The organism is Rhodoluna sp., assembly GCF_024641065.1.
GTDB lineage: Bacteria > Actinomycetota > Actinomycetes > Actinomycetales > Microbacteriaceae > Rhodoluna.
This window is the reverse complement of sequence record NZ_JAHEDV010000003.1, coordinates 53,096-78,211: the sequence shown is the minus strand read 5'-3', so window position 1 is coordinate 78,211 and position 25,116 is coordinate 53,096. Positions and strand designations below refer to the sequence as shown.

26 protein-coding genes and 1 riboswitch are annotated in these 25,116 nt (G+C 52.7%); of the genes, 15 read left to right on the top strand and 11 right to left on the bottom strand.

Translation table 11 applies throughout. The annotated features are described in order from the left end of the window. Nucleotides 1–21 precede the first annotated feature (21 nt). Nucleotides 22–996 (top strand): diacylglycerol kinase family protein, encoded by a 975-nt coding sequence (locus Q0L26_RS03535; protein WP_296647488.1) that lies wholly within the window; start codon nt 22–24, stop codon nt 994–996. A gap of 15 nt (nt 997–1,011) precedes the next feature. On the opposite strand, the gene pheA is transcribed toward Q0L26_RS03535, so the two are convergent. Then, the gene (gene pheA / locus Q0L26_RS03530; protein ID WP_296647486.1) at nt 1,012–1,905 is read right to left on the bottom strand and encodes a prephenate dehydratase; all 894 of its coding nucleotides are present in this window, start codon (nt 1,903–1,905) and stop codon (nt 1,012–1,014) included. A 29-nt stretch (nt 1,906–1,934) separates the two neighbouring features. On the opposite strand from pheA, the gene pgm reads away from it, so the two are divergent. Then, complete coding sequence (gene pgm, locus Q0L26_RS03525; RefSeq protein WP_296647483.1) at nt 1,935–3,557, top strand: phosphoglucomutase (alpha-D-glucose-1,6-bisphosphate-dependent); 1,623 nt, start codon at nt 1,935–1,937, stop codon at nt 3,555–3,557. A 24-nt stretch (nt 3,558–3,581) separates the two neighbouring features. On the opposite strand, the gene Q0L26_RS03520 is transcribed toward pgm, so the two are convergent. After that, on the bottom strand, nt 3,582–4,388 hold the full coding sequence (locus Q0L26_RS03520; protein WP_296647481.1) for a M15 family metallopeptidase: 807 nt from the start codon (nt 4,386–4,388) through the stop codon (nt 3,582–3,584). 39 nt (nt 4,389–4,427) lie between these two features. Between Q0L26_RS03520 and Q0L26_RS03515 the strand changes: the two genes are divergently transcribed. The 3 genes from Q0L26_RS03515 to Q0L26_RS03505 all read left to right on the top strand — a co-directional run bounded on the left by Q0L26_RS03515 (nt 4,428) and on the right by Q0L26_RS03505 (nt 8,912). Next, nucleotides 4,428–6,092, top strand: a complete 1,665-nt coding sequence (locus tag Q0L26_RS03515; RefSeq protein ID WP_296647479.1) for an MDR family MFS transporter — start codon at nt 4,428–4,430, stop codon at nt 6,090–6,092. A 60-nt stretch (nt 6,093–6,152) separates the two neighbouring features. Continuing rightward, a riboswitch (TPP riboswitch) is annotated at nt 6,153–6,264 on the top strand. Nucleotides 6,265–6,290: 26 nt separating this feature from the next. Beyond that, nucleotides 6,291–7,277: a thiamine ABC transporter substrate-binding protein gene (locus tag Q0L26_RS03510; protein WP_296647477.1), complete on the top strand. Its 987-nt coding sequence runs from the start codon at nt 6,291–6,293 to the stop codon at nt 7,275–7,277. An 18-nt stretch (nt 7,278–7,295) separates the two neighbouring features. Then, nucleotides 7,296–8,912, top strand: a complete 1,617-nt coding sequence (locus Q0L26_RS03505; RefSeq protein ID WP_296647475.1) for an iron ABC transporter permease — start codon at nt 7,296–7,298, stop codon at nt 8,910–8,912. Here the strand turns inward: Q0L26_RS03505 and Q0L26_RS03500 are convergent. After that, the gene (locus tag Q0L26_RS03500; RefSeq protein ID WP_296647473.1) at nt 8,857–9,705 is read right to left on the bottom strand and encodes a site-specific DNA-methyltransferase; all 849 of its coding nucleotides are present in this window, start codon (nt 9,703–9,705) and stop codon (nt 8,857–8,859) included. The two genes, Q0L26_RS03505 and Q0L26_RS03500, sit on opposite strands and share 56 nt — an antisense overlap. Nucleotides 9,706–9,722: 17 nt before the next feature. On the opposite strand from Q0L26_RS03500, the gene Q0L26_RS03495 reads away from it, so the two are divergent. Then, on the top strand, nt 9,723–10,106 hold the full coding sequence (locus Q0L26_RS03495; protein WP_296647470.1) for a GNAT family N-acetyltransferase: 384 nt from the start codon (nt 9,723–9,725) through the stop codon (nt 10,104–10,106). 16 nt (nt 10,107–10,122) lie between these two features. Here Q0L26_RS03495 and Q0L26_RS03490 read toward each other — a convergent pair whose 3' ends face one another. Genes Q0L26_RS03490 through Q0L26_RS03470 form a run of 5 tightly spaced genes read right to left on the bottom strand, consistent with a single transcriptional unit; the run spans nt 10,123 to nt 14,605 of the window. Next, nucleotides 10,123–10,323: a hypothetical protein gene (locus Q0L26_RS03490; protein WP_296647468.1), complete on the bottom strand. Its 201-nt coding sequence runs from the start codon at nt 10,321–10,323 to the stop codon at nt 10,123–10,125. Nucleotides 10,324–10,325: 2 nt separating this feature from the next. Continuing rightward, nucleotides 10,326–11,210, bottom strand: a complete 885-nt coding sequence (locus tag Q0L26_RS03485) for an alpha/beta hydrolase (RefSeq protein ID WP_296647465.1) — start codon at nt 11,208–11,210, stop codon at nt 10,326–10,328. A gap of 26 nt (nt 11,211–11,236) precedes the next feature. After that, nucleotides 11,237–12,079, bottom strand: a complete 843-nt coding sequence (locus tag Q0L26_RS03480; RefSeq protein WP_296647463.1) for a transglutaminase family protein — start codon at nt 12,077–12,079, stop codon at nt 11,237–11,239. Beyond that, a complete protein-coding gene (locus tag Q0L26_RS03475; protein WP_296647461.1) occupies nt 12,076–13,005 on the bottom strand; it encodes an alpha-E domain-containing protein in 930 nt (309 codons plus the stop codon). The genes Q0L26_RS03480 and Q0L26_RS03475 overlap by 4 nt, the downstream gene beginning before the upstream one ends. Continuing rightward, entirely contained in the window at nt 12,998–14,605 is a 1,608-nt protein-coding gene (locus Q0L26_RS03470) for a circularly permuted type 2 ATP-grasp protein (RefSeq protein ID WP_296647459.1), read from the bottom strand. Before Q0L26_RS03470 ends, Q0L26_RS03475 begins: the two co-directional genes overlap by 8 nt. A gap of 141 nt (nt 14,606–14,746) precedes the next feature. Between Q0L26_RS03470 and Q0L26_RS03465 the strand changes: the two genes are divergently transcribed. Beyond that, nucleotides 14,747–16,156 carry a ferric reductase-like transmembrane domain-containing protein gene (locus Q0L26_RS03465; RefSeq protein WP_296647456.1) on the top strand — a complete coding sequence of 470 codons (1,410 nt, stop codon included), beginning with the start codon at nt 14,747–14,749 and terminating at the stop codon, nt 16,154–16,156. A 55-nt stretch (nt 16,157–16,211) separates the two neighbouring features. Here the strand turns inward: Q0L26_RS03465 and Q0L26_RS03460 are convergent, their stop codons facing one another. Then, a complete protein-coding gene (locus Q0L26_RS03460; RefSeq protein WP_296647453.1) occupies nt 16,212–16,454 on the bottom strand; it encodes a hypothetical protein in 243 nt (80 codons plus the stop codon). Between the two features lie 25 nt (nt 16,455–16,479). Between Q0L26_RS03460 and Q0L26_RS03455 the strand changes: the two genes are divergently transcribed. Genes Q0L26_RS03455 through Q0L26_RS03445 form a run of 3 tightly spaced genes read left to right on the top strand, consistent with a single transcriptional unit; the run spans nt 16,480 to nt 17,913 of the window. Beyond that, entirely contained in the window at nt 16,480–16,713 is a 234-nt protein-coding gene (locus Q0L26_RS03455; protein WP_296647449.1) for an FMN-binding protein, read from the top strand. Continuing rightward, nucleotides 16,700–17,116: an FMN-binding protein gene (locus Q0L26_RS03450; protein WP_296647446.1), complete on the top strand. Its 417-nt coding sequence runs from the start codon at nt 16,700–16,702 to the stop codon at nt 17,114–17,116. The genes Q0L26_RS03455 and Q0L26_RS03450 overlap by 14 nt, the downstream gene beginning before the upstream one ends. Continuing rightward, the gene (locus tag Q0L26_RS03445; RefSeq protein ID WP_296647443.1) at nt 17,116–17,913 is read left to right on the top strand and encodes an FAD:protein FMN transferase; all 798 of its coding nucleotides are present in this window, start codon (nt 17,116–17,118) and stop codon (nt 17,911–17,913) included. Before Q0L26_RS03450 ends, Q0L26_RS03445 begins: the two co-directional genes overlap by 1 nt. Here Q0L26_RS03445 and Q0L26_RS03440 read toward each other — a convergent pair. Both Q0L26_RS03440 and Q0L26_RS03435 read right to left on the bottom strand, forming a co-directional pair. Then, complete coding sequence (locus tag Q0L26_RS03440; RefSeq protein WP_296647439.1) at nt 17,908–18,459, bottom strand: thioesterase family protein; 552 nt, start codon at nt 18,457–18,459, stop codon at nt 17,908–17,910. The genes Q0L26_RS03445 and Q0L26_RS03440 overlap by 6 nt on opposite strands. Before the next feature lie 4 nt (nt 18,460–18,463). Next, on the bottom strand, nt 18,464–20,431 hold the full coding sequence (locus Q0L26_RS03435) for a M13-type metalloendopeptidase (protein ID WP_296647436.1): 1,968 nt from the start codon (nt 20,429–20,431) through the stop codon (nt 18,464–18,466). A 40-nt stretch (nt 20,432–20,471) separates the two neighbouring features. On the opposite strand from Q0L26_RS03435, the gene Q0L26_RS03430 reads away from it, so the two are divergent. The 5 genes from Q0L26_RS03430 (at nt 20,472) to Q0L26_RS03410 (ending at nt 25,115) form a co-directional block, all read left to right on the top strand. Next, nucleotides 20,472–21,383: a rhodanese-related sulfurtransferase gene (locus tag Q0L26_RS03430; RefSeq protein ID WP_296647433.1), complete on the top strand. Its 912-nt coding sequence runs from the start codon at nt 20,472–20,474 to the stop codon at nt 21,381–21,383. Nucleotides 21,384–21,472: 89 nt separating this feature from the next. Then, nucleotides 21,473–22,123, top strand: a complete 651-nt coding sequence (locus tag Q0L26_RS03425) for a response regulator transcription factor (RefSeq protein WP_296647431.1) — start codon at nt 21,473–21,475, stop codon at nt 22,121–22,123. A gap of 6 nt (nt 22,124–22,129) precedes the next feature. Then, nucleotides 22,130–23,866, top strand: a complete 1,737-nt coding sequence (locus Q0L26_RS03420; RefSeq protein ID WP_296647430.1) for a hypothetical protein — start codon at nt 22,130–22,132, stop codon at nt 23,864–23,866. Between the two features lie 53 nt (nt 23,867–23,919). Then, entirely contained in the window at nt 23,920–24,606 is a 687-nt protein-coding gene (locus Q0L26_RS03415) for a DUF3662 and FHA domain-containing protein (protein ID WP_296647427.1), read from the top strand. Next, on the top strand, nt 24,606–25,115 hold the full coding sequence (locus Q0L26_RS03410; RefSeq protein ID WP_296647424.1) for an FHA domain-containing protein: 510 nt from the start codon (nt 24,606–24,608) through the stop codon (nt 25,113–25,115). The genes Q0L26_RS03415 and Q0L26_RS03410 overlap by 1 nt, the downstream gene beginning before the upstream one ends. The last annotated feature ends 1 nt before the right edge of the window (nt 25,116 follow it).

Here is a 25,116-nt window from a genome sequence, read left to right as displayed (position 1 = left end):
GCCCCTGACTAGGCTAAAGACATGAGCACCAAGAAGCGTGCGGCGGTGATTTATTTTCCGGGCCGCGTTGATCGCAAAAAACTTTCTGCCGCAGTCGACATGACTGTTCTTCCACTTGGATGGGAACCAACTTTGTGGTTGCCTACATCCGAGGATGAAACCGGCGGAGTTCAGGTGCTCAGAGCGTTGGCCCAGGGAGCTACCCGATTGCTGATTGTTGGTGGCGACGGCACAGTTCGCGAATGTCTCGAGGCACTAACTAAAACCGAAGATTACGACACCCGCCGAATAACTGTTGGCATCGTTCCAGCCGGAACCGGCAATGTGCTGGCTCGCAACCTGCGCCTTGACCTAACCGATCTTCGCCGGTCGGTTATTCGCGGGCTTACCGGCAATCGTCACCCGATTGATTTGGGGCTTGCCCGAGTGATCAAAGATGATGGCACTCGCACCGAATTAATCTTCTCGGTCATGGGCGGAGTTGGCCTCGATGCCAAAATTTTTGCCAAGACTGACCCACGGCTCAAGAAAGCCATCGGCTGGTTTGCCTATGTTGAGGGCGGCCTGCGTTCGCTGCCAACTTTGTTTGAGAACCTCAAGGTTCAAGTTGATAACCGTGAACCTCGCCACGTGAAGGTGGTTTCGTTGCTCATCGGCAACGCTGGTTGGTTGCCGGGCAATCTCTCGCTGATGCCAGATGCGCGCTTGGATGACGGGCGTCTCGACGTAGCCGCGATTGGTCCGCGCCGGTTCTGGAACTGGATTGGCTTTTGGGGTCGAGTGACCTGGGGCAATCAACTGTTGCGACTGAGTCGCGTTGGCAAACAATTGCTAGAAGCATCAGCAAACGTGAAAACTATTGAGAACCTGAGCGGAACAAAAATTCGCGTCACCCCTGATCGCCCAGTTCACATGCAAATCGACGGCGATTCAATCGGAATGATTCGCGAGGTTGAATTCGAAGTTCAACCACGCGCAATTGTTATGCGCCTTTAGGCGAAGTCAAACTTTTTAGGCGCTTTTCTGAGCGCGCGGGTATGAACCCAAGAACAACACCTTCGGGCTGAACTGCTCAAGCCCCTTCAGTGCTGCCGCCATCTCTGGGTCGGCAATGTGGCCTTCGGCATCCAAGTTGAAACGGTAACGGCCAAGGCGGTCGCCAATAGGTCGACTCTCAATGCGAGTTAGGTTGATGCCTCGTGAGGCAAACTGCTGCAGCATTTCGAGCAGGGCGCCGGGGTGGTCGTCGGGCAGCTCAACAATCACCGAGGTCTTGTCGCGGCCGGTTCTGGCTGGCGCTGAGTGCGCGTCGTCTTCTGTGGCTTCAAGACCAATCTGCAAGAAGCGAGTTTCGGCGTGCTTGTGAATGCCAATGTTTTCGGCCAAAGTCTCAAGCGCGTAGTGAGAGGTAATGCTTGGAGCCGCAATGGCAGCCTCAGCAATTGAGTTTTCGTCTAGCAGGTTGGCCGCCGCGGCAGCGGTTGAGCTAGCCGGAACGTATGCGTGACCCGGAACGTTCTCAAAAAGCCACTTGCGAGTTTGGGCATATGCAACCGGGTGGGTCGAGACAGTTCGAATGTCTGAGACCTTGGTGCCTGGTCGGGCAACCAAGTTGAAGGTCACCGGCACGAGGTATTCGCCATAGATGTGAATGTTGTCTGTGGCCGCAAGGGCATCCAAGGTAGCAGTCACGCCACCGTCGGTTGAGTTCTCAACCGGAATCACCGCGCGAAAGGATTCACCTGCGATAACCGCATCGATAGCCTCTTGCACGTGTGCCACCGGCAACCAGTGTTCACCCTTGGCTTCGGTAACCTGAGCGAGCGCGAGCTCGGTAAAAGTACCAATCGGCCCGAGGTAGGCGTAGGTCTTTGATTCCGAACTGTTATTTGCATCAGGTGACATACATAAAGGTTAACGACCAAAATGTATGTATGAGTGCTCGTGCCGGCCAAAAAGCCCAACAATCTGATCTAGTCGATATCAACAAACTGATTGACGCCTATTTTGAAATCCACCCGGATGTAACCACCGCCGAACAAAAGGTGGCTTTTGGAACCTCCGGTCACCGCGGCACCTCGCTGAATGGTTCGTTCAATGAGGCCCACATTGCGGCGATCACCCAGGCGATTGTTGAGTACCGTCGCAAAGAGAACATCCATGGCCCAATTTATGTGGGCAAAGACACCCACGCGCTTTCAGGACCGGCCGAGCAAACCGCGCTCGAGGTGCTGGCCGGCAATGACATCCCTACTTTTGTCGATGCCGAAGATCGCTACGTTCCGACTCCGGCAGTTTCGGTTGCCATCATCAATCACAACGAGGGCAAGGCTCTTGACGACCCAAGCCTGGCCGATGGATTGGTAATCACACCTAGCCACAACCCGCCGACTGACGGTGGTTTCAAGTACAACCCTCCCCACGGTGGTCCGGCCGATTCAGATGCCACCAACTGGGTAGCTGCGCGCGCAAACGAAATCATCCTGGATGGTTCTCGTGCGGTGAAGCGAGCGACCCCGAACGCTCAGAAATTTCACTTCAGAGACAACTATGTTTCGCAGCTCGGCGATGTTTTGAACATGGATGCAATTCGCGATGCCAACGTTTCGATCGGCGCTGACCCAATGGGTGGTGCCTCGGTTGACTATTGGGGTGCAATTGGCGAGCGCTACAACCTGAACCTAACCGTAGTGAACCCGAATGTTGATTTTCAGTTCGGCTTCATGAGCCTTGACTGGGATGAAAAAATTCGCATGGACTGCTCGAGCCCATTTGCGATGGCTTCGTTGATTGAGGGTCGCGACCGTTTCGATATATCAACGGGAAACGACGCAGACGCAGACCGCCACGGCATTGTGACTCGCGACGGTGGCTTGATGAACCCGAACCACTTCTTGGCTGTCGGAATCGATTACCTCTACCGCAACCGTCCGGGCTGGGCCTCAGATGCTGCAGTTGGCAAGACCATGGTTTCGTCTTCAATCATCAACCGCGTGGTTGCTGATCTCGGTCGAAAGCTGATTGAAGTGCCAGTTGGTTTCAAGTGGTTTGTGCCAGGGCTAATCGATGGTTCGGTGGGCTTCGGTGGCGAAGAATCTGCAGGCGCCTCGTTCTTGAGACTGGATGGCAAGGCTTGGTCGACTGACAAAGATGGCCTAATTCTTGCCTTGCTGGCATCTGAAATTACCGCTGTTACTGGCAAGACCCCGACCCAACACTACGCAGACCTAACTTCAAAGTTCGGTGCACCGGCATATGCGCGAATTGATGCCCCAGCAACGCTTGAACAAAAAGCTAAGTTGGGCAAACTTTCGGCAGATGCGGTGACAGCAAGCGAGTTAGCTGGCGAAAAGATCACAGCAATTTTGACTCATGCTCCGGGTAACGGTGCAGCCCTGGGTGGCTTGAAAGTTGAGACCGAAAACGCGTGGTTTGCCGCTCGCCCATCAGGAACTGAAAACGTCTACAAGATTTATGGCGAATCGTTCAAGGGTGAAGAGCACTTGACTCAGGTTCAAGCCGAGGCCAAGACTCTGGTTGATTCAGTACTTGGCTAATCGGCAACCAAAAACTGTTGGCCGTTAGTAGTTTGGGGCGGCTGGCAGGCCGCGGTACCGCTCAAGCACTTTGAAACGGCGGTTGAACATGTCGGTGGCAACATCGGTGGCAACGTATCTAAAGTGCCAAGGCTCAAATTGGTAACCGGTATAAAACGTGTAACCGTTTTGGTAGCGAAGAATGAATCCGAATCGATGAGCATTCTTGGCCAGCCACTTGCCGCCCTTGGTGCTTGAAAAACAAACTTGGATCACGCAACCCTGGCCAGTTGCACTCACATCTGCGGCAAGCCCGGTTTGGTGTTCGGAGTGACCAGGTCTTGCTGCCAAACGCTCACCAGCTGTTTGACCCAGCTGGGCAACTTTTTGATTGTGAATTGCCACCTGGGTTGCATAGCTGCGATAACCGCTGTTTAGAACCAGCGTGCCGGCGCCTTCGGCTTTCATAGCCGCGGCCATGCGCTTGAGTGGCTGATAGGCATCAATTGAAATTGGTGTGCCGGTGAAATACCTAATGGTTGCCGGGTTGTAGGTAACCGGGCTCAGGCGCCGTTGCTTATTTACAACAACCTGAAGCGAAGAGGCGTGGTTGAAGTCACCGATAAATCTGGCATCACGAGTTGGGCTCGGGCTAGGGCTCGGTGACACCGTTGGGCTAGGTGAAACACTTGGGCTTGGGCTAACCGCAGGCTCAATAGTCGGGCTGACCGAAGGCGAAGGGCTCGGTGTTGAATCAACCGCAGAACTTGCTGTAGCCGGAAATAAAACCACGCAAAGCAGGGTTGGAAAAGCTAGAAATACTTTCCATTTGCTTTGACTAGGCTTGAACATAAATTCAAGCCTAACTTTTTATGAAACGAGAACCGCCCTATGGCGCGTGCAGAACGCAAGGCCGCTGCGGCCGAATCGGCTAAAACCGGTGTTATGACCCACAGACAAATCATGCTGGTACTTGCCGGTTTGATGTCTGGAATGTTCCTCTCAGCCCTTGACCAGTCGGTGGTTGGTAGCGCTATGCGCACCATTGCCGATGACCTTCAGGGTCTTGAGCTTCAGGCGTGGGCAACCACCGCCTACCTCATCACCTCAACTATCACCACCCCGCTTTATGGCAAGCTCGGTGACATTTTTGGTCGTCGTCGCCTATTCATCTTCGCAATCATCGTGTTCGTGGTTGGCTCGGTTGCCGGTGCATTCTCAAACAGCATGTTTGAGCTAGCCGCTTGGCGCGCGTTCCAGGGTATCGGTGCCGGTGGTTTGTTCACCCTGTCACTAACGATCCTCGCCGACATCGTTCCGCCGCGAGAGCGTGCGCGCTACCAGGGCATGTTCATGGCTGTGTTCGGCACCTCATCGGTGCTTGGCCCACTTATCGGTGGTCTGTTCGCAGACATCGACACTTTCTTGTTTATTGATGGCTGGCGCTGGATCTTCTTGATCAACTTGCCAATCGGAATCGTGGCATTGCTTATGGTGGTCGCGTTCTTGCACGTGCCTCACACCGCTCGCAAGTCACGCATTGACTGGTGGGGTGCGGCTGCAATCATCGTGGCTGTTGTTCCATTGCTTTTGGTTGCCGAGAACGGTCGCGACTGGGGCTGGGACAGCTCGTCTTCAATCGCGCTTTATGTAACCGGCGCAATCGGTATCGTGGCCTTCATTTTGATTGAACGCAAAATGGGCACGGATGCGATCTTGCCGCTACACCTGTTCAAGTCACGCACCTTCAGCATGACCACAATCATGGGTGTAATCGTGGGTGTTGGAATGTTCGGTGGAATGATGACCATTCCATTGATCCTTCAGATTGTTGACGGCGCAAGCCCAACCGAAGCAGGTCTACTAATGATTCCGATGACCATCGGAATGATGACCGCATCGATGGGTTCAGGAATCATCACCGGTCGCACCGGAAAGTACAAGATCTTCATGATCGGCGGAACCGGCCTGATGACTATCTCGTATATCTACTTCGGTCAGATGACTTATGACTGGGAGGTCTGGCAGATTTCGATCGGCATGGTTGTGCTTGGTCTAGGTCTGGGTCAGTTGATGCAGACTTTGACCGTTGCCGCTCAGAACTCGGTTGAGGCAGCCAACATTGGTGTGGCTACGTCTTCATCAACCTTCTTCAGACAAATGGGTGGAACCGCTGGTGTTGCAGTGTTCCTATCAATCTTGTTCGCCACTCTTGCCGATAAGGGCACTTGGATTGGTGAGCAGATTGCCGCAGTTCTAAAGGCAAAGCCTGAATTGATGAGCCTCCCTGAAAACGCAGTGCTAACCCAGGCCGGCCCTGGTGGTCTAAGTGATTTGGTTGCAAAAGACTCATCGTTCTTGCAGACCATCTCGCCAGAGATCTCTGAGCCAATCTTGGTTGCCTTTACACAGGCGGGCGTAGTTGTATTCAACTCGGCAGCCGCGGTGATTGCAGTTGCCTTCGTTCTCTCATGGTTTGTCAAAGAGATTCCGCTTCGCACCCAGTCTGGCGTTGCTGCCAAGGCTGCCGAAGCTCGTCTCGAATCAATGGGTTAATCAACAAATAACTTTGCCGGCCTCAGGTATTGATTTACCTGGGGCCGGCTTTGTTTTATCCTTGAACTACACGGGAGTTAGCTAACAGCTGACTGAGAGGAAGATTCCGTAATCTTCGACCGTCAAACCTGATCTGGGTAATGCCAGCGCAGGGAGGACCTCTAACCCGTGCCCTATTCCAATTAGAAGGGCACGACAGTGCAAAACGCATTTAAGAAAATCGCCATCGCCGCAGGCATCGCATCGATGGCAGTGGCATCACTAACCGGCTGCGCAGCGGCCGAACCAATCAATCACGAAATCACAGTCGTCACTCATGACTCGGCTGTTTTTGACGAGACCCTGTTGGCAAAATTCACCAAAGAAACCGGCATCAAAGTAACGCAGGTTAAAGCCGGCGATGCTGGTGCGATGACCAACAAATTGGTGCTCACCAAAGATGCCCCGATTGGTGATCTGTTCTATGGAATCGACAACACCTTTGCGAGCGTTGCTGATGAAAACAAAATTGTCGATGGTCAGATGACCGCGATCGACTTTGGCGATGTGTGCTTCAACTATGACAAAACCTGGTTCAGCACCCATGAGCAGGCTGCACCCACCTCAATCAGCGACCTGACCAAGCCAGAGTTCAAGGGTCTTACTGTTGTGACAAACCCAGCAACTTCTTCACCTGGCATGGCTTTCTTGGCTGCCACAGTTTCGGTATTCGGCAATTCGGGCTACCAACAGTATTGGCGTGCATTGGCAGCCAACGACGTGAAGGTTGCCGCAGGCTGGGAAGACGCCTATTTCACTGACTTCTCTGGTTCATCAGGCGCAGGCGACTACCCGATCGTTCTGAGCTATTCGTCATCACCAGCCTTTGAAGTTCGAGACAACGGCGAGAGCCAAACCGAATCAATAATGGATGGCTGCTTTAGACAGACCGAATATGCAGGCGTTCTTGCAAATGCCAAGAACCCAAGCGACGCTGCCAAGTTCATCGAGTTTTTGACCTCGACTGAGTTTCAGGCAACACTGCCAGACACCATGTATGTCTACCCTGCAGTTGACTCGGTGGCGCTGCCTGAGGCCTGGTCAACCTGGGCACCAGCTGCCAGCGCACCAGTTGGCGGCGAGCTAGACATCGCTGCTAATCGCAAGACCTGGCTTGAGAACTGGTCTGCAATCTTGGGTGAGTAATCACCGTAGATTGAATTCATGACCAAAAAATTGGCACTGTGGGCAGCGCCGCTACTTTTCGTAGCGGTGCTGTTCTACTTGCCGCTAGGCCGAATTCTGGGCCTCGGTCTAAGCAGCGATTGGCTGCAAATCTTTCTTCAATCTGAAACTGCAGACGCCATTTGGTTCACCGTTTGGCAGGCTGCACTATCGACAATAATTTGCCTTTTGCTGGGTATTCCAGGCGCCTACATTCTTTATCGGCGCCGGTTCTTTGGGCAGCGATTTATTCGCGCGCTAATCACCATTCCGCTGGTTTTGCCGACCATCATCGTTGCAATTGCCTTTAGCAACTTTCGCGATTTGCCAGCTATCCCAGTGATTATTGCAGCGCACGTATTTGTGAATTATTCGATTACGGTTCGAACCATCGGCGGGGTTTGGGCCACCATGGATAACGAAACCGAAGAGGCTGCCGAGCTTGCCGGTGCTGGCCGATTTAGAACCCTGATTTCGATCAGCCTTCCGCAACTTAAGCCAGCCGTAGTGTCGGCAGCCGCACTCACATTTTTGTTTTGCTCAACTAGCTACGGCATTATTTTGGTCATCGGTGGCGGTCTGGTTCACTCGGTTGAAACCGAGATCGCGCTCTCGGCCGTGCAATTGCTTGACTTACCGAAAGCCTCAGCTCTGGCGCTGTTTCAAACCTTGCTCACGGTTGTGGCATTCACAATTAGCGAGAACATCGTGAAGACTTCGATTGGCATCGAACAGGTTGACGAGGGCAGCCCAAAGCCATCGATCGATCGCCGAGACTGGGCAGCGGTGGCATTCACTGTTCTGCCGCTGCTGATTTTGATTGTCTCGCCGCTTTCTTTGGTGCTGAGCAAGGCGTTCATGTTTGACGGGGCATTCAGCATTCAAAATTTTGTGAATCTCTCAACCCGAGGCGACCGTCAGCTGCTCAACATCAGCGTTGCCCAGGCAACACTGAACACACTTAGAAATGTTGTGATTTCAACCAGCCTGGCAGTTGGGTTGGGCACCTTGGCCGCTTGGCTGCTTTCACGCCCAAGCAAAACTCGGGTTCAGCACTTCATTCAAAAAGGCATGGATGTTTTGTTCCTGCTGCCAATGGGCATCTCATCAGTGGTGCTCGGTTTCGGTTACCTAGTCAGCTTTGGTTCGGGCCCAATTCCACTTCGTGAAAGTTGGCTGGTCATTCCACTGGTTCAAGCGCTGATGGCATTGCCCCTGGTTATTCGCCTGGTTTACCCTGCTCTGTTGTCTATCGGCAACGACCATCGCGAGGCTGCCTCAACCGCTGGCGCAAACGCCAGCCAAACCTGGTGGCACATTGAATCGCGAATGATTCGCAATGTAATTTTGACGGCGATTGGTTATGCCCTAATTGTCTCGATTGGTGAATTCGGTGCCGCTTCGCTTTTGGCATACGGAGACCAGGCAACTCTGCCAACCGTGTTATTTGCCCTTATCTCGAGACCGGGTCAAACCAACTATGGAATGGCAATGGCAGTTAGCGCTTGTTTGATTTTGCTAACCCTAGCGATGGTTTTTGCAGTCAGTTTGCGAAAGCGCCCTAGCCTTCGCCAACAAGTTCAAAAGGCACGTCGGCTTTTTTCAAGCGCTCGGTAATCACATCGATTGATTCTGGGTTCTGGTCGATGAGAATGAATTCACGATCAAGTGAGGCTGCGGTTGCACCGGTGGTTCCAGAACCTGCAAAGAAATCTAGAACTACATCGCCAGGTTTTGAAGAGGCCTGAATTACACGTCGCAAAACACCCATTGGTTTTTGGGTTGGGTAGCCGGTCTTCTCTTTTCCGGTTGGCGAAACAATCGTGTGCCACCAGACATCCGTGGGTAGTTTGCCCAACTCAGCTTTTTCGGGGGTCACCAAACCTGGGGCCATGTATGGCTCCCGGTCTACCTCGGTTGAGTTGAAGTAGTACTTGGCCGGGTCTTTTACATAAACCAAAATGGTGTCGTGCTTTGATGGCCAGCGTTTGGTGCTCTTGCCGCCATAGTCATAGGCCCAGATAATTTCATTCAAAAAACAGTCACGGCCAAACAACGCATCAAGCAAGACCTTGGCATAGTGAGCCTCGCGATAATCGAGGTGCAAGTACAAAGTTCCGGTCTCGTTTAGTAGTCGCCAAGCTTCTTCGAGTCTGGGTTCTAAGAAGGCCCAATAGTCAGCAAACTCGTCGTCATAAGACAAAACAATTTTGCGAACGGTTTCATATTGACGACCTTTGAAACCAACTCGACCACCAGTTTCAACTCGCTTGGTGGTGCTGGCCCCGCGTTTTTGAGTGCGGCCAGTGTTGAAGGGTGGGTCGATGTAAATTAGTTGAACTGACTCAGCGGGCATAGATTTCAAGATGGAGAGGTTATCTCCGAAGTAGAGTCTGTTATTTGCCGGCACAGAAAGAGATTAACAGCATGAGCACCGAAGTTAACAACCCAGAGGTTCGTCACAACACAGATTTGCACCGTTATGAGATCTGGCTTGACGGCGAAAAAGTTGGCCATGCTGACTACAGCTTGATGCCTGGCGAGATTCACTTTGTGCACACCGAGGTTGACCCGGCTCAGCAAGGCAAGAATCTTGCCGCAATTTTGATGCGCGAAGCCATTGCCGATGTTCGCGCCACCGGCAAGGCAAAGATTGTTCCAGTTTGCTCTTATGTAGTTCGCTACATGGAGAAACGCCCTGAGACCCACGACCTGCTATTGAACCCAATTGATGAGGCAGCAGCAGCTTGTCGCCTGCCAAACGTTGCCAAGGCAAGTGAAAAACTAGGGCTAAAGCCGCCTACCGCCTAGCGGTTTGAAGCCTCGGCTAGCTTGCGCTGCCCGGGCCCGCTGATGAACCAGTGCCAGTGCTACCCCCGGTGGCACCTGGGTTAATCGACATTGCAACAGATGCAGCTGCGCCGCCGGCATCAGAGGCCTCGCCCTTCAGCAAAACCTTTCCTGAAGCCTTGAACATCGATGCGATGTATTTGAAAACTCGCTGAAATAGGTTTTGCTTCTTGGCCATGGTTAAACCTCGTCTAAATGTTGGGTTGGGTTGAGTCGATCATTTAGCCACTTGACTAAGTCAGCAAGAACTTCAGTTTTGTTAGTTTCGTTGAAAATCTCGTGGCGAGCATCGTGATAAATCACGCATTCGGTGTCTTGCACACCAGCCCGACGATAAGCGTCAAGCAACAACTTGTTTCCGCGTTCGCCACCGAGCGGGTCGTCAGAACCAGCCATCAATAGCACCGGCACGTGCGAATCAATTGATTTGCTCGGGGTGCCTAACAACTGCAGCACGTTTGTGATGCCAAATGCCTGGATAGCCGTCTCAGGAAAATTCTTTGGGTCAGCCAAGAAACCACGGCCAACTTCGGCATCGCGGCTTAGCCATTCATAGCCTGATGAGTTCTCGGTTTTATCCCACTTCTTGTTGAAGCCAGAGCTCGGCAGAACACCCGGAAGCAGCAGGGTTGAACCACTGAGAACTAGGCCGTCGTATTCATCCGAGTATTTATTGAAAAGTCGCTGGGAAACCATTGAACCCCAACTGTGACCGATCAAAACCAATGGCGCCTCAGGGTTTTCACCAACAATCAGGTGGCTGAGTGCGCGCGTGCCGGCAAAGACCGCAGCCATTCCACCGGGGCCAAGATTGCCCTGCTTTTTTGTAATTCCCTCGGCGGTCATTCGCTGCCCGGTAACACCGTGACCGCGGTGGTCGTCGGCATAAACGCTAAAACCCGCACGATTCAATGCCTCGGCCACGTGGTCATAGCGGCGAGCGTGCTCACCCAAACCGTGCACCAATTGAACAACGCCCTTTGGGTGTGCAACCGGCCACTCATAAAAAGTGATGTCGATTCCTTGGGCATCTTTGAAACTGCGGGTTAGCGGAAGTTCAGTCATATCTTCAGGCTACTCTCGCAATTCGACTAGGCCTCTTTGGTTATCTCAACAGTTACAAATAGTTCGCTCGAGAATGGTCCGGCATAAACACCGCGCAATGGTGGAACATCGTCATAGTCACGGCCTCGACCAACCACAATGTGACGCTCCTCAACATGCACGTCGTTAGTCGGGTCAAAGGCAAACCATGACCCCGCCCACCATTCAACCCAGGCGTGCGACTCGCCAATCACCTTCTCGCCGAGGACTGGCGAAATGCTCGGATGCAAGTATCCGCTCACGTAGCGAGCGGGAATTCCTACTGTTCGCAGCGCACCAAGCACAATGTGGGCAAAGTCTTGGCACACGCCGATTTTGGCGTTCCAAGCTTCGGTGGCAATCGAATGCACTCCGGTAACACCGTGCTGATAGGTCATCTCTCTAAAGACTTTTCGGCAAACCTCGAGCGCAGTCTCGTGAGGCGTGTAGGTCTCGGCCAGCTTCTTGGCAAACTTGGCCAATTCGGCCGGGGGCTGGGTTCTTTTGGTTTGCGCAACCACATCGGTTAGCTCGAGTGAACTGGTGATCTCGGGTTGCAAATCTCCCCAGGTTAGGCCTGGTGCTGGTTTGATTTCTGGCCTGACTTCAACTACCGAGGTCGAGGTAATGTTCAACTGGCGGTGAGGCTCAAGAACTTCAAACATCACCGCGCGAGTTTTGAAGTAATCAAAATATTCGTGCACCGCACCCGTGGGCTCAATATCTAGTTTCGAAGCAAAAACTAACTGATGGTCATCGCGGGTTGGCAGCAATCGAGCTTCGTTATACGAGGCAACGACCTCGCCTTCATATTTAAACCCGGTGCTGTGAACGATTCGATAGCGACTCATGAAACCTCCCCTATCCAAGTTGGCATCGCGTTCGCCGGAAAGTACCTGGCTCGAATCGATTCAGAAATCTCACCGATGGCACCTTGCAAACCAAGCATTTCTTGAGTCAAATTAGCCAGGATGTCTGGTGCCGATCGATACTCAAGATTGGTGCGAATTTGACCCAACTGACGAAGCGCCTGATCGCTGACTCCAACTCGATCTGAACTCGGAGCTAGATCAGCAAGGCATTTCTCGGCTCGGCTCAACGCAAAGGTGACCGACCGCGGAAAAATTCGATCTAGCAGCAAAAACTCGGCGGCATTGGTTGCCGAGGGTACGCCTCGATAGGTGCGCAGATATGCCTCATAGGCGCCACAGCTTCTAAGAATTGTGGTCCAAGATGGCCCGCTAGCCTCGGTTAGCTCTGAGGTTGCCAGCAGTCGTGCGGTCATGTCAACGCGTTCGAGCGAGCGACCAAGAGTAAAGAAGGTCCAGGCTTCATCTCGCGAAGTTGAACTCTCGACGATTCCTACGGCGAGCGCAGTTCGTTCACGAACCCAACCAAAGAAATCGTGAGCGCGGTCGATCGAGACTTTTCTCGGCATGCGAGATCGAGTGGTGTTCAGGCACTCCCAGAGTTCGGTCGAAACAATTTCGCGAACTCTTCTGGCATTTTCACGAGCCGCATTTAGCGATGAGGCAATTGAACTGCCTTCGCCGCGGTCTACCGACAAAATGTTCAGCAGGGACTGGCGATCAAGTTGACCGGGGTATTCCGAACTTGCGCCGATCACGTGAAGCAGTGAGCGACAGGCAGTGTCTTCATCAACCCACGGGTCTTCGAGCAGCAACTGCAGATGCACATCTAGCAGGCGAGCGGTTCCGTCAGCCCGCTCAACATAGCGGCCGATCCAGAACAGCGATTCAGCAATTCGACTAAGCATTGTTTTGTGCCTCCAATAACGACTGCTGTTGTTGTTCCTGTTGGCTTCTAAAGCCTGAGTCGCCTGAGGTTTGCCCGGCAACCACTGAAGAAACTCTTGAGTTGGTGTTCAAAAGTTGTGATTCGTTTGGTCGGTCTAGCCCAACCACCCAGGTGTCTTTCGAGCCACCACCCTGCGATGAATTCACCACGAGCTCGCCCTCTGGCAAGGCCACACGAGTTAGGCCACCCGGAAGAACCCAAACATCCTTGCCATCGTTCACTGCAAACGGGCGAAGGTCTGCGTGACGCGGGCGAAGGCCCGCATCAACCAAGGTGGGAATCGTAGACAGTTGAATCACCGGCTGGGCAATCCATCCGCGTGGGTCTTTGATCAAGCGTTTGCGCAGATCTTCGAGTTCTTTCTTGCTGGCGCGAGGGCCAACTACCAGACCCTTGCCGCCCGAGCCATCAACCGGCTTGACCACTAACTCATCTAAGCGATCTAGAACTTCTTCGAGGCTGGCTCTCTCTTCCAGTCTCCAAGTTTTTACGTTCTCGATTATTGGATCTTCGCCGAGGTAATACTTGGTCAAGTCGGGCATGTAGGTGTAAACCAGTTTGTCGTCAGCCACACCGTTGCCCACCGCATTTGCCAAGGTCACATTGCCTAGGCGAGCGGCTGTCAGCAGGCCAGGTGGGCCAAGCATCGAATCAGCCCTGAACGCCAGTGGATCTAAGAATTCATCGTCGACTCGCCTATAAATAACGTCGACTCGACGGGCACCGGCGGTGGTTCGCATGAACACCTTGCCGCCCGAGCAAAATAGGTCGCGACCCTCAACCAGCTCAAGCCCCATTAATCGAGCAAGCAGAGTGTGCTCAAAGTAGGCGCTGTTGTAGACACCGGGTGTGAGCACAACGACAACAGGGTCGGTGACCCCTGATGGAGCTGATGCTCTTAGGGCAGCGAGCAGCTTATTCGGGTACTCGCCCACCGGTTGAATTTTCATCTGCTGAAAAATCTCAGGCAAAGTTTGCGCCATCACTCGGCGGTTTGAAATTACATAAGAAACGCCAGAAGGCACTCGAACGTTATCTTCGAGCACACGCCAAGAACCGTATTCATCTCTAACCAGGTCGATGCCGCTCACCTGAATGCGAACTCCATTTGCTGGGTCGATGCCATGGGCGGCACGGTGATAGTGAGCCGAAGATGCAACGAGTGAGGCTGGGATAACCCCGTCACGGATAGCATTCTGCGGGCCATAGATGTCAGCTAGAAAAGCTTCTAGAACTTTCACGCGCTGCTTCACACCGGCGTCTAAAACATTCCACTCAGCTTTTTCGATCACGCGCGGAACCGCATCAAGTGGGAACGGGCGTTCTTCGCCGGCAAAGTCAAAAGTCACGCCCTGAGCGAGATAAGAGTCGGCGAGCGCCTTGGTTCTGCCGCGAAGTTCATCCTGGGTCATGCCACCTAGAACTTCATGAATTTTTTGATAGCTGAAGCGAACTTCATTTGGCGCTGAAAACATTTCGTCGAATGCCGCGCGAGTTTTGCTTCTGCCCCCAGAAACGGGGTCAACAGCAACTGGATACTGCTCGAATAGATCTCCCATGACTAAAAATTAGCCAGCGCTTGTTGCCGCGGTGTTTCGAGGTTGTCTCAGGCTAGAGAATTAACTTGGATGTTTTCATCTCGGAGGTCTATCCCAGCCTCCTCACAGGAAACATCCAGACAGCTACGCCAGATTAGGAATATGCACACCGAACTTCGACTAACAAAGCCAAACAGCCGCGTGCGACTTGGCGCTTTCAAGGCACTCCGCCTGAAGCGAGCCCAAGACGTTATCGAGGCCATTGCTTGGGCTACCGTCGCGTTCGTGATTGCAATGTTTTTGATTGCCGGTGGACTCAAAGACGTCACCGACCTTCCATCAGCGTTGAAGGCAATTAGCCGCCTGACTTCGCTGATTGGCACCGACCTTCTGTTGATTCACATGTTGCTCGTTGCTCGTGTGCCATGGATCGACAAGTTCTATGGTCATGACAAAGCCACACTGGCGCACAAAAAACTTGGCAAGCCGGTCTTGTACTTCATCGTCGCTCACTTCTTGGCCTCACTTATTGCCTTGGCAATTACCGAAGGCAAGAACATCTTGGATGAGCTTGTCTACCTGGTGACCAGCGTTGAAGATATGCTCACCGCTACTCTCGCGCTTGCTCTGATGATTCTGGTGGTTGTGACTTCGCTTAATTTTGCTCGCCGCAAGATGAGCTATGAGGCCTGGTACATCGTTCACGTGATGTCTTATGCCGCTGTGCTGTTGGCAGTGCCACACATCTTCAACACCGGCAGTGACATCGCCGGCAAACCAGTGCAAACCATTTTCTGGGTGACGCTTTACCTATTTGTTGCCGGCAACATCGTTTGGTATCGAGTTGCTTCACCGATCATCCGTGGTCTAGGTGTTGGTCTAAAGGTTCAGGCCGTTGTGCCTGAATCAAGTGACACCACCTCGATTTATCTAACCGGCCGCAAGCTAGACCAACTGGGCGGTCAGGCTGGGCAGTTCTACATGCTTCGCGTTCTGACACCTAAGCAGTGGTGGCGCCCTCACCCATTCTCAATTTCGGCAGCGCCAAACAACCAATTTGTGCGTTTCACCGTTGGCAACCGAGGCGATGACACCGCTGCGCTTCAGAACATCAAGCCGGGCACAAGAGTGATGGTCGAGGGGCCTTACGGTGTGTTCACCGAAGAGCGTCGCACCAAAGAAAAAGTTGTACTGATTGCTTCGGGCATCGGCATTCCACCGGTTCGCGCTCTAGCCGAATCGATGGCCGCTCGCCCGCAAGACATCACAGTGATCTATCGAGTTCGCAACGAACAAGATGCTTCGCTGCTAGCCGAGGTCACCGAAATCTGTCGCGTTCGCGGCTTCAACCTGTTTGTCTTGGCTGGGCCTCGAGCAAGCAATTATTCATGGATGAATGCCAATGGCCAGGATGTTCCTGACCAGGCCAGACTCACCATGATGGCCCCTTGGATTTCAGAGTCAGATGTTTATGTCTGTGGACCAGAAGCGTGGACCCAGCTAGTTGTGAAATCAGTTGTTCGTGCCGGCACCCCTGCCGAGCAAATTCACGCAGAGGAGTATGCCTGGTGAGAACTTCAACAAAAACAGCCCTTGGCTTAGTTTCTCTTGGCCTATTTGTCGGCAGCTACCAGGTTGGTCTTGCAGCAGAGACTGGTTTTGGCGCGGCCGCCCCGGCGACGAATACGGCAACCGGCGAGACTCCTGCAGCCACCGAGCCAAGCGCATCGGCATCGCCTTCGTCATCGGCTTCTAGCTCGAGTTCACCGAGCAGTTCACCTTCGAGCTCAACCACTAAAACTCCGGCCGACACCACACCAACGGCTTCAGCAACCCCGGCACCAGCAGAGACTAAGACTCCGGCAGCCACGCAGACGGTTAGCAAGCAGTCGAGTTTGATCAATTATGAGTACGGCGTTGTTCAGGTGACGATCACCAAATCAGGTGGCACCATTACCGCCGTGAATCTCGATAGAGGAACAGCAACCGATGGCCGTCAGGCGGCTTTTCCGTCTCTGATTCAAGCAACGATCGATGCAAACGGTTCGGGCTTTGGCAACATTTCTCGCGCCACTCTTACAACCAATGCATATAAGCAGGCGGTGAACTCGGCTCTTGCAAAGTTCTAATTTTCAACTGACCCCGATTGAACCAAAGCGCGGATGGAAAGCCGGCGCTGCCGTGATCGGCTTGCTCAGTGTTGGTGCAGGTGTTGGGGTGAACTTCTTTTTGAACCCGCCAACTTCAACTGCCGATGCATCGGGCTCCACCGGAACCCAAACCGTCACGGGTGACACCATCAGTTATCGCTATGGCGAAATTCAACTTGAAATCACAACCACCGGCGGACAAATTAAATCCATAACCGAGAAGGTCGCGACCGCTTCACCCGGTTATGACACCGCTTTTCCGTATCTGCACGATGACGCAATTGCGGCCCAGGGAACCAGCTTTGCGAATCTTTCAGGAGCGACTTTTAGCTCAGAGGCCTATCGCGAAGCGCTGGCCAGCGCAATTTCTAAGTTGCAATAATGCACACCTTTGACCACACCGAGCTTTGCATGGGCACCGTATTTCGGTTTGCTGGCAACTCGGCTTTACCGCCGGTTGAAACCAAGCAACTAATCGAACAAGCCTGCGCAATCTTGCACGAGGCTGATCGAATCTTCAGTCTTTACAAACCCGAATCACCGCTCAGCCAACTTGCCGCTGGCAAAACCAATCTGGCGGGTTGCCCACCGGTGGTTAGTGAAATCTGGGATGCCTGTGACCAGTGGGAGAAAACCACGAACGGTTTCTTCAGCGCCATGACTCCGCAAAACACTTTTGATCCATCCGGCCTAGTCAAGACTTGGGCAGCTCAATTGGCCGCCGATGTTTTGCTCAATGCTGGCGTGCGAGATTTCACACTCAATGCCGGCGGTGACATTTTCATTGCCGATGGGGTTACCGATGCGGTTAACTGGCGAATTGGAATTTCTAAAACTGTCTCGATTGCTTCACCCGAAGCTGGGGTATTAACTGTGCTCGATCTAAAAGGCACGGGTTTCAATTCAATGGCTACCAGCGGAAGCGCCGAGCGTGGTTTGCACATTTGGAATCCGAAAGCCCCGGGCAAAGAGTCTGCTCAAGAACTTTTGCAGGTGAGCGTTATCGCCAAAGACCTAGTGACCGCAGATGTCTGGGCTACTGCTGCATTTGCCGAAGGCATCCGCGCGGTTTCACATCTAACTGAAGTGCCTGACATTCAAGCACTCTTCATTTTTGCCGATGGCCAAATTACTGGCACGCCAGGTGTGATCGAACTCTTCGCTAAACCAGAGTTATAGCCAGATGCTTGGGGCAGGCTCTTTGCCCTTCGGCAAAGAAGTTGTCGCTGCCCAATCACTAACCCACTTTGGAAGTTCTGGTTTCGGGCCGTGCCAAGGGGCGGTTCCGGCAATCACCTGTTCAGGCGTCAAAATGCCTCGGGCTTTTCGCAAGAATCGAATGCGCACAATCGCCTGGGTGTAGATCTCTTCGCCAACCACAAATCGCTGCTCAAAATAAAAGGCTTGGTCGTCCCAGCCAATCACTTTTGATTCCATCGCAAACTTCTGCCAAGGCATCAGCGACTTTCTGAAGGTGATGGTCTCGGCAACAACCACCGGGTACCAGCCGTGTTTCTTCCACTTTTGCCAAGCGCCCGATCGATAGGCCAGGTCTAAGCGGCTCAAATCAAGCAGCGACAAAAAGATGCCGTTGTTCATGTGTCTAAAAACATCTAGGTCGGTTGGCCAAACTCTAAAGTTTCGGCGACCAACAGCTTGCCAATCGAGTTTGGCTCTAAATCTCCACGAGAGCAGAGCGTAGGCAAGGCGAATCCAGAGGTTCACCGAATTACCAGATCGAAACGCGGTCGGCCGGGGCTAGCCAAAGGGCATCGCCAGGCTTCACATCGAAGGCTTCGTAGAAAGCGTCTACGTTGCGAACAATCTGATTCGTGCGGAACTCAGGCGGTGAGTGCGGGTCGGTTGCCAAGCGCTGAATGACAGTCTCATCACGAGCCTTAGCTCGCTCGATTCGTGCCAATGAAAGGAACACTCTCTGAACACCGGTCATGCCGTCGATGATTTCATCAGCCTTGCCCTCGCGGCTCATCTCATAAGCCTTCAATGCGATGCAGATGCCACCAAGGTCACCGATGTTCTCGCCAATGGTTAGCTCGCCGTTGACCTTCTGAGATTTGTCAGTCAGTTGCAACGGGGTTAGTTCGTTGTACTGGGCAATCAGCTTGGCTGCTCGCGCTTCAAAAGCTTTGCGGTCAGCCTCACTCCACCAAGATTCCAACTTGCCGTCGCCGTCATACTTTGAACCCTGGTCATCGAAACCGTGGCCAATTTCGTGCCCGATTACGCTGCCGATTCCACCAAAGTTTGTGGCGTCGTCGGCATCCGGGCTAAAGAATGGTGCCTGCAAAATAGCTGCCGGGAACACAATCTCGTTGAAGCCCGGGTTGTAGTAGGCGTTGACGGTCTGAGGGCTCATGAACCATTCGTCACGATCAATTTTTGAACCGATTTTGGCAAGCTCGGTGTCTGCCACCCATGCCGAAACTCGGCGGGCGTTACCAACCAGGTCATCGCGCTTGATGACAATGCTGCTGTAGTCCTTCCACTTAACCGGATAACCGATTTTTGGGTTGAAGGTGTCTAGTTTGGCCAGCGCCTTGACCTTAGTTTCTTCGGTCATCCAATCAAGATTCTTGATGCTCTCGCGGTAGGCCTCAATAACAAACTTGACCAGCTCATCCATGCGAGTTTTAGCTGATTCAGAGAAGTGCTTTTCAACATAAATTTTGCCGATTGCCTCACCTAGCGAACCCTCAACTAGTGAGACTCCGCGCTTCCAGCGAGCACGGTTCATCGGAGTACCCGAAAGCTTGGTTCCATAGAAGGCAAAGCGTTCGTTCACAAAGTCATCACTTAGCAGGCTCGAGGTGGTGCGAATAACCTGCCAGGCCAACCAAAGTTTGATCTGCTCGAGGTTCTCGCTGTTCCAGAGGTTTTCAAGCCCTTCGAAGAAGCTCGGCTGGCAAACATTTACCTCAGCCAAAACTTCAGTTTTGAATCGAGCTGCCGCCAACCAGATATCCCAGTCAAAGCTTGGGGTCAGTTTGTCTAGGTGACCACGGGCCGTCAGGTTGTAAGTTTTCTCAGCATCGCGACTGTCAACGTTGTTCCAGTGAATTGCTGCCAGTGACGATTCAAATGCAAGGATGTGCCTTGCTGCCTCGGCAGCTTCTTCGCCTGACCAACCGGCAAGCTCGAACATCTGAGCCATGTGCGGCACATAAGCTTCACGAATCTCGGCGTGCTTTTCATCTTTGTAATAAGCCTCGTCAGGCAAGCCCAAGCCGCCCTGCGAAAGGTTCACGATATAACGGTCAGGGTTGCCCTCATCGTTATCTACCCAAAGACCAAACAAACCGCTCACGCCGGTGCGCTCGTATTCACCCAAAAGCTTGGTGGCGTCGTCAATCTGACGAATTTCTGAGATCAACTTGAGGTCGGCGGCAATCGGTGCTGCGCCTAATTCGTTGGCGCGTTCTTCATCCAAGAACGAGGCATAAAGGTCGCCAATTTGCTGACTCACTCCTGGCTTCGGGTCAGCTGCGGCCGATTCAAGAATTTCGCGCACTGCGGCTTCAGCGTCATCGGCCAGCATGTGAAAACTGCTGTATATGCCCTTGTCAGCCGGAATCTCAGTCTCGGCTAGCCACTTGCCATTGGTGTATCGAAACAGGTCGTCCTGAGGGCGAATGGTCTGGTCGAACTCGGCTGGGTCAAGGTTTGGGTTGATACTCATGCCCTTATCCTAAATCGCCCCGAGCGGTAGAATTTAAGGCGTGGACCTTCAGAAAATTATTTTGTATTACGGCTTTGCGCCTGTTGCTGACCCAGTAGCTCTTAAGCTCTGGCAGAAGACCCTGTGTGAGTCGCTTGGCCTAAAGGGTCGCATCATCGTTTCTAAGCACGGCATCAACGGCACCCTCGGTGGCGACATGATGGCACTCAAAAAATATGTGCGCCAAACTCGTGAATACCCTGGCTTCGGCAAGATCGACTTCAAGTGGTCTGACGGCACCGGCAATGATTTTCCACGCCTTTCAGTGAAGAACCGCGAAGAGCTGGTTGCATTCACCACCCCGGATGAAATCACAGTTGAGCGCTCAGGTGTAACCAATGGCGGCAAGCACCTAAAGCCGGCTCAGGTTAATGCTCTGGTTGAAGAGCGCGGCGATGATGTTGTGTTCTTCGATGGTCGCAACGCTTTCGAAGCCAAAATCGGAAAATTCAAAAACGCCATCGTTCCTGATGTTCAGACCTCTCACGACTTTGTTGCTGAACTTGAATCTGGAAAATACGACCACCTAAAAGACAAGCCTGTGGTTACCTACTGCACCGGTGGAATTCGCTGCGAGATTCTCTCAGCAGTAATGATCAACCGTGGCTTCAAAGAGGTTTACCAAATCGATGGCGGAATTGTTCGCTATGGCGAGACCTTTAAAGACAAGGGCCTTTGGGAAGGCTCGCTCTACATCTTTGACGACCGCATGGTTCAAGACTTCAGCGATGAAGCCAAGGTCATCGGCGAGTGTGAAAACTGCGGTGGTGCAACCAACAGTTTTAGAAACTGCGCCAACGTTGGTTGCAAAGACCTAGTTCTTTTGTGTGACACCTGCTACGCAGACCCTGCAACCTCAGAGCACAAAGACACTCACACCCGCGGCAAGCGCCGCCAAGAGAGTGTTGGGTAAACCCAACATTTCTATATGCCTGTTTTTTCACTGGTCATAGGGTCAGGTTTAGGGAAAACAGTAATTCGGGGAACATAGAAAGCTTTATTGTGGCGGCGAACGGTAATGAGCGCTTCACTCGACGAGTTCTACTCGTTGAAGACGAGCAGCTCACCCGTTCACTCATCCAAGAAAAGCTCTCACAGTCTGGCTTTGATGTCAGGGGTTGCTCAAGTGCTCTAGAGGCTAAAAAACTGGTTGCCAGTTTTGACCCAGACGCACTTGTAGTAGACATCGAGTTAGGGCCAGGCCCAACCGGCCTTGAACTTATTCAGGTTCTGCAGGTCAGCAAGCCGCATTTGGCATTCGTCGTGCTCTCAAACTACTCGGCCACCAAAGAACAGATCAGCCACCTGCGCAAAGCAGCATTCTTGCCTAAGCAAGACGTGAGCGACCCAAACATGTTGGTGCAAGCGCTGAATTCAGTTTTGACCGATCGCGATACCAGCGCTTCGTTCCCGCTCAAGCAATCAGATGTGCTCTCAAAGCTGACCAAGGGTCAGATTGAAATTCTGCGTCTGCTTGCTCGAGGCTTGAGCAACGTTGAAATTGCCGAACTGCGTGGCACCTCACTGCATGCCAGTGAACAGTTGATCAAGCGAACCTATGTTGCCCTTGGCATTGAAAACGAAGGTCGCAGCAGTCGTCGAATTAAGGCGGCTCGAATTTACACATCCATCGCCGGCAGTCCGCGAAACTAGGCCAGGGTGAACTGGTTCAAACGCATCGGTGGCCCAAACGCCATTTCACTGACTCAATGGTTGATTCTTTTGCCTTGGTCAATCACCATCACTCTCACCATTCCGGGCAACGATCTTTCTGATCCAAACCAATGGTTTTTGTGGGTGCTGTTGCCTTTGCTGGCTCAACTTCCAGTCGGGCTAATCTTCATCATTGCCAAGCGCACTTATTTGCATGCGGGCGATCGAAAGCCTCGCCCGTTTTCGGCGCTGACCACCTTTGCCTTTGCGGGTGCGGTTCGAGGCGTATCCATCGGATTCTTACTTAATGCCTTCGGATTGCAATCAGATGTAAATCTCTTTTATCGAGTGCCGGGCGGAGCAGTTCTTGCTGTGTTCTGGTTCTCGGTCGTGGCGTTCACCGTCGATGCAACCAGGTCATTTCGTGAATCAGCCAATCGCCTAAAGCACCAACTCGAACTTGAATCTTCAATTCTCGAAAACGGCCAGCAGAAAATCGCTGCACTTCACCAAACCGCGACTGCTGAGGTAGAGGCGCTCATCCGTGCCCGCCTAGAAACAACCACGATTGACGGTTCAAACCAGCCGGCGATCTTGGCTGCGAGACTCGATGCGCTAGTAAAAGACGTAGTTCGACCGCTGATTAACCAGCTAGATGACCAAGCCAGCCAAACCCGAAAATTGCTTGAATCGCTGACCCCAAACGTTTCACCATCCCGCAATCGTGTGCGCGAGGTTTTTGCGGGATTGTTTATTTCAAGACCGGTCCTTCCGGCATTGGCAGCAGCCCTGGTTGGCATGACCCTTTTGCCTCTAAAGATCTTGCTGGGTGGTTGGCTGGTTGCCTGCAGCAGTGCGGCTTCATCGGCACTTTTGGTCTATCTCGGCCTAAGCGCATTCGTTCACGTGCGTCGATACACAACCAAGCGATTCCCTAACTTTGTGCTGGTTCCTCGACTTTGGCTGGCCTGGTTGGCCATCGCTTTTGTCGATGCAATTATCACGAGGCTTTTTCCTGCCTTCGCCGCAGTGCCTGAGGCCAATGTTGCTCTCATCATGGCCTTCGATGTTTTTGTATTTTCATTCGTTGCACTGAGTGGTTCGATTGCAAGCCAGCGAAACTCAACTCTTCGCCAGCTTGCCGACGCGGTTGAAAGAAACAGCTGGGCCATTGCCCGTTTGAGTCAAATGGCTTGGGCTCAGCAACGCCACCTTGCCCAGTTGGTTCACGGTGATGTTCAGTCGAGAATTACCGCCGTGGCACTGAGCCTTAGATATCACCAAGCCTCAGATGAAGAGGCGGCCCAAAAGATTGCCGAACTGGTTGCCTATTGCAAGTCAGTGCTCAGCGGAAACTCAAACCCTGAGACTATCGACGAGTTCTTGGCAGGTGCCAAAGAGCTTTGGCACGGCACTCTAAAAATCAATGTCAATGAGAGCGATGACGCGCTAGCTTCACTCCGCAAGGATGAAACCGGCAACATGGTCGCGGTCGAGATTATTCGCGAAGCGATTTCAAATGCCGTTAGACACGGGCAGGCAAAAACCATTGATATTTCAATGATTTTGAATGGCCCTCAGGCAAAAACCATGACCATCAGAATTGATAACGACGGCGTGAGCGAGAACGCCGACCTAACTCCCGGATTCGGATCGAAACTTTTGGATCAGCTAACCACCAGTTGGTCGCTAAAAAGAGGCCCTAAGGGCATTCGCCTCGAAGCACAGATTCCCCTCGACTGAACCGTTTTTAGTAGGCGACAGATAAACTTAAAGCCTCTACTAATAAGGATGACGTGGGCTTTTTAGACAACTTCGAAAAGGGTTTGGAACGTGTCGTTAATGGCGCTTTCACCAAGACCTTTAAGTCGGAGCTTCAGCCAGTAGAAATTTCAGGCTACATCCGATCAGAGATGGACGCCAAGGCCTCGATCATCAGTCGCGATCGCATTCTCGCGCCAAACACCTTCACGGTTAGTTTGGCCACCCCAGACTTCAAACGCCTGGCATCGCTGGGTGACGACCTAATTGTTGAGCTAACCGAGGCCGCTAATAAGCACGCCAAAAAACAGGGCTTTCAGTTTGGTTCAGAGTTGCTAATCAAATTTAGAGAAGACAGCAGCCTAAACCTAGGTCAAGTACAGGTTCACTCAACCACGGTCAAGAACGAGATCGAGTGGATGCCGACCCTAGACATTGCGGGCAAAAGATTCATTCTGCGAGTTGGCGAAACCACGGTTGGTCGAGACGCCATCGCTGATATTCAAATCGACGACACTCGTTTGAGTCGCACCCACTTTGCAATCATCTGGAACGGCAAAAATGCCGCTGTCAAAGATCTGGGCAGCACCAACGGCACCAAGATTGCCGGCCGCCCAATCACCGAAGTTGGCATCAACCCAGACACCATCATCGAAGCCGGGCGCAGCGAATTCTTGTTTCGTCTAGTGGCAAGAACCATCAGCCCAGCGGAGGCTAACTAATGAGTGAACTGGCCCTATTTCTGGTGCGAGCAGGCTTTCTGGCCGTGCTCTGGATCTTTGTCTTCAGCATCATCTCTGTAATTCGCGCCGACCTATTCGGTCAAAAGGTAGTCAGCCGCGTGGCTCAGGCAAATGCACCCCAGGTGGTTTCAACGCCGGTTGCTCCTTCGGCTCCATCCTCAGCGTCTGCCCCTCTGGTCATGGATGCAAACGGCAGCAATGCAACCACACTGGTAATCATCGAAGGCGAACGAACTGGGCAAAAAATAGCTCTTGATCGTCGCGAACTCACCATCGGTCGCGCCGACAATTCAGACCTCGTGGTTGACGACGAATATGCATCAACCAACCACGCCAAATTAGTTTTGATTAACAATGACTGGTTGATCCAAGATTTGAACAGCACCAACGGCACCTACCTCGATGGTGGCCGCGTTGGTACACCGGCGGTTGTGAAATTGAACACCCCGGTTCGAGTGGGCAAAACCGTTTTTGAGCTGCGAGCCTAGG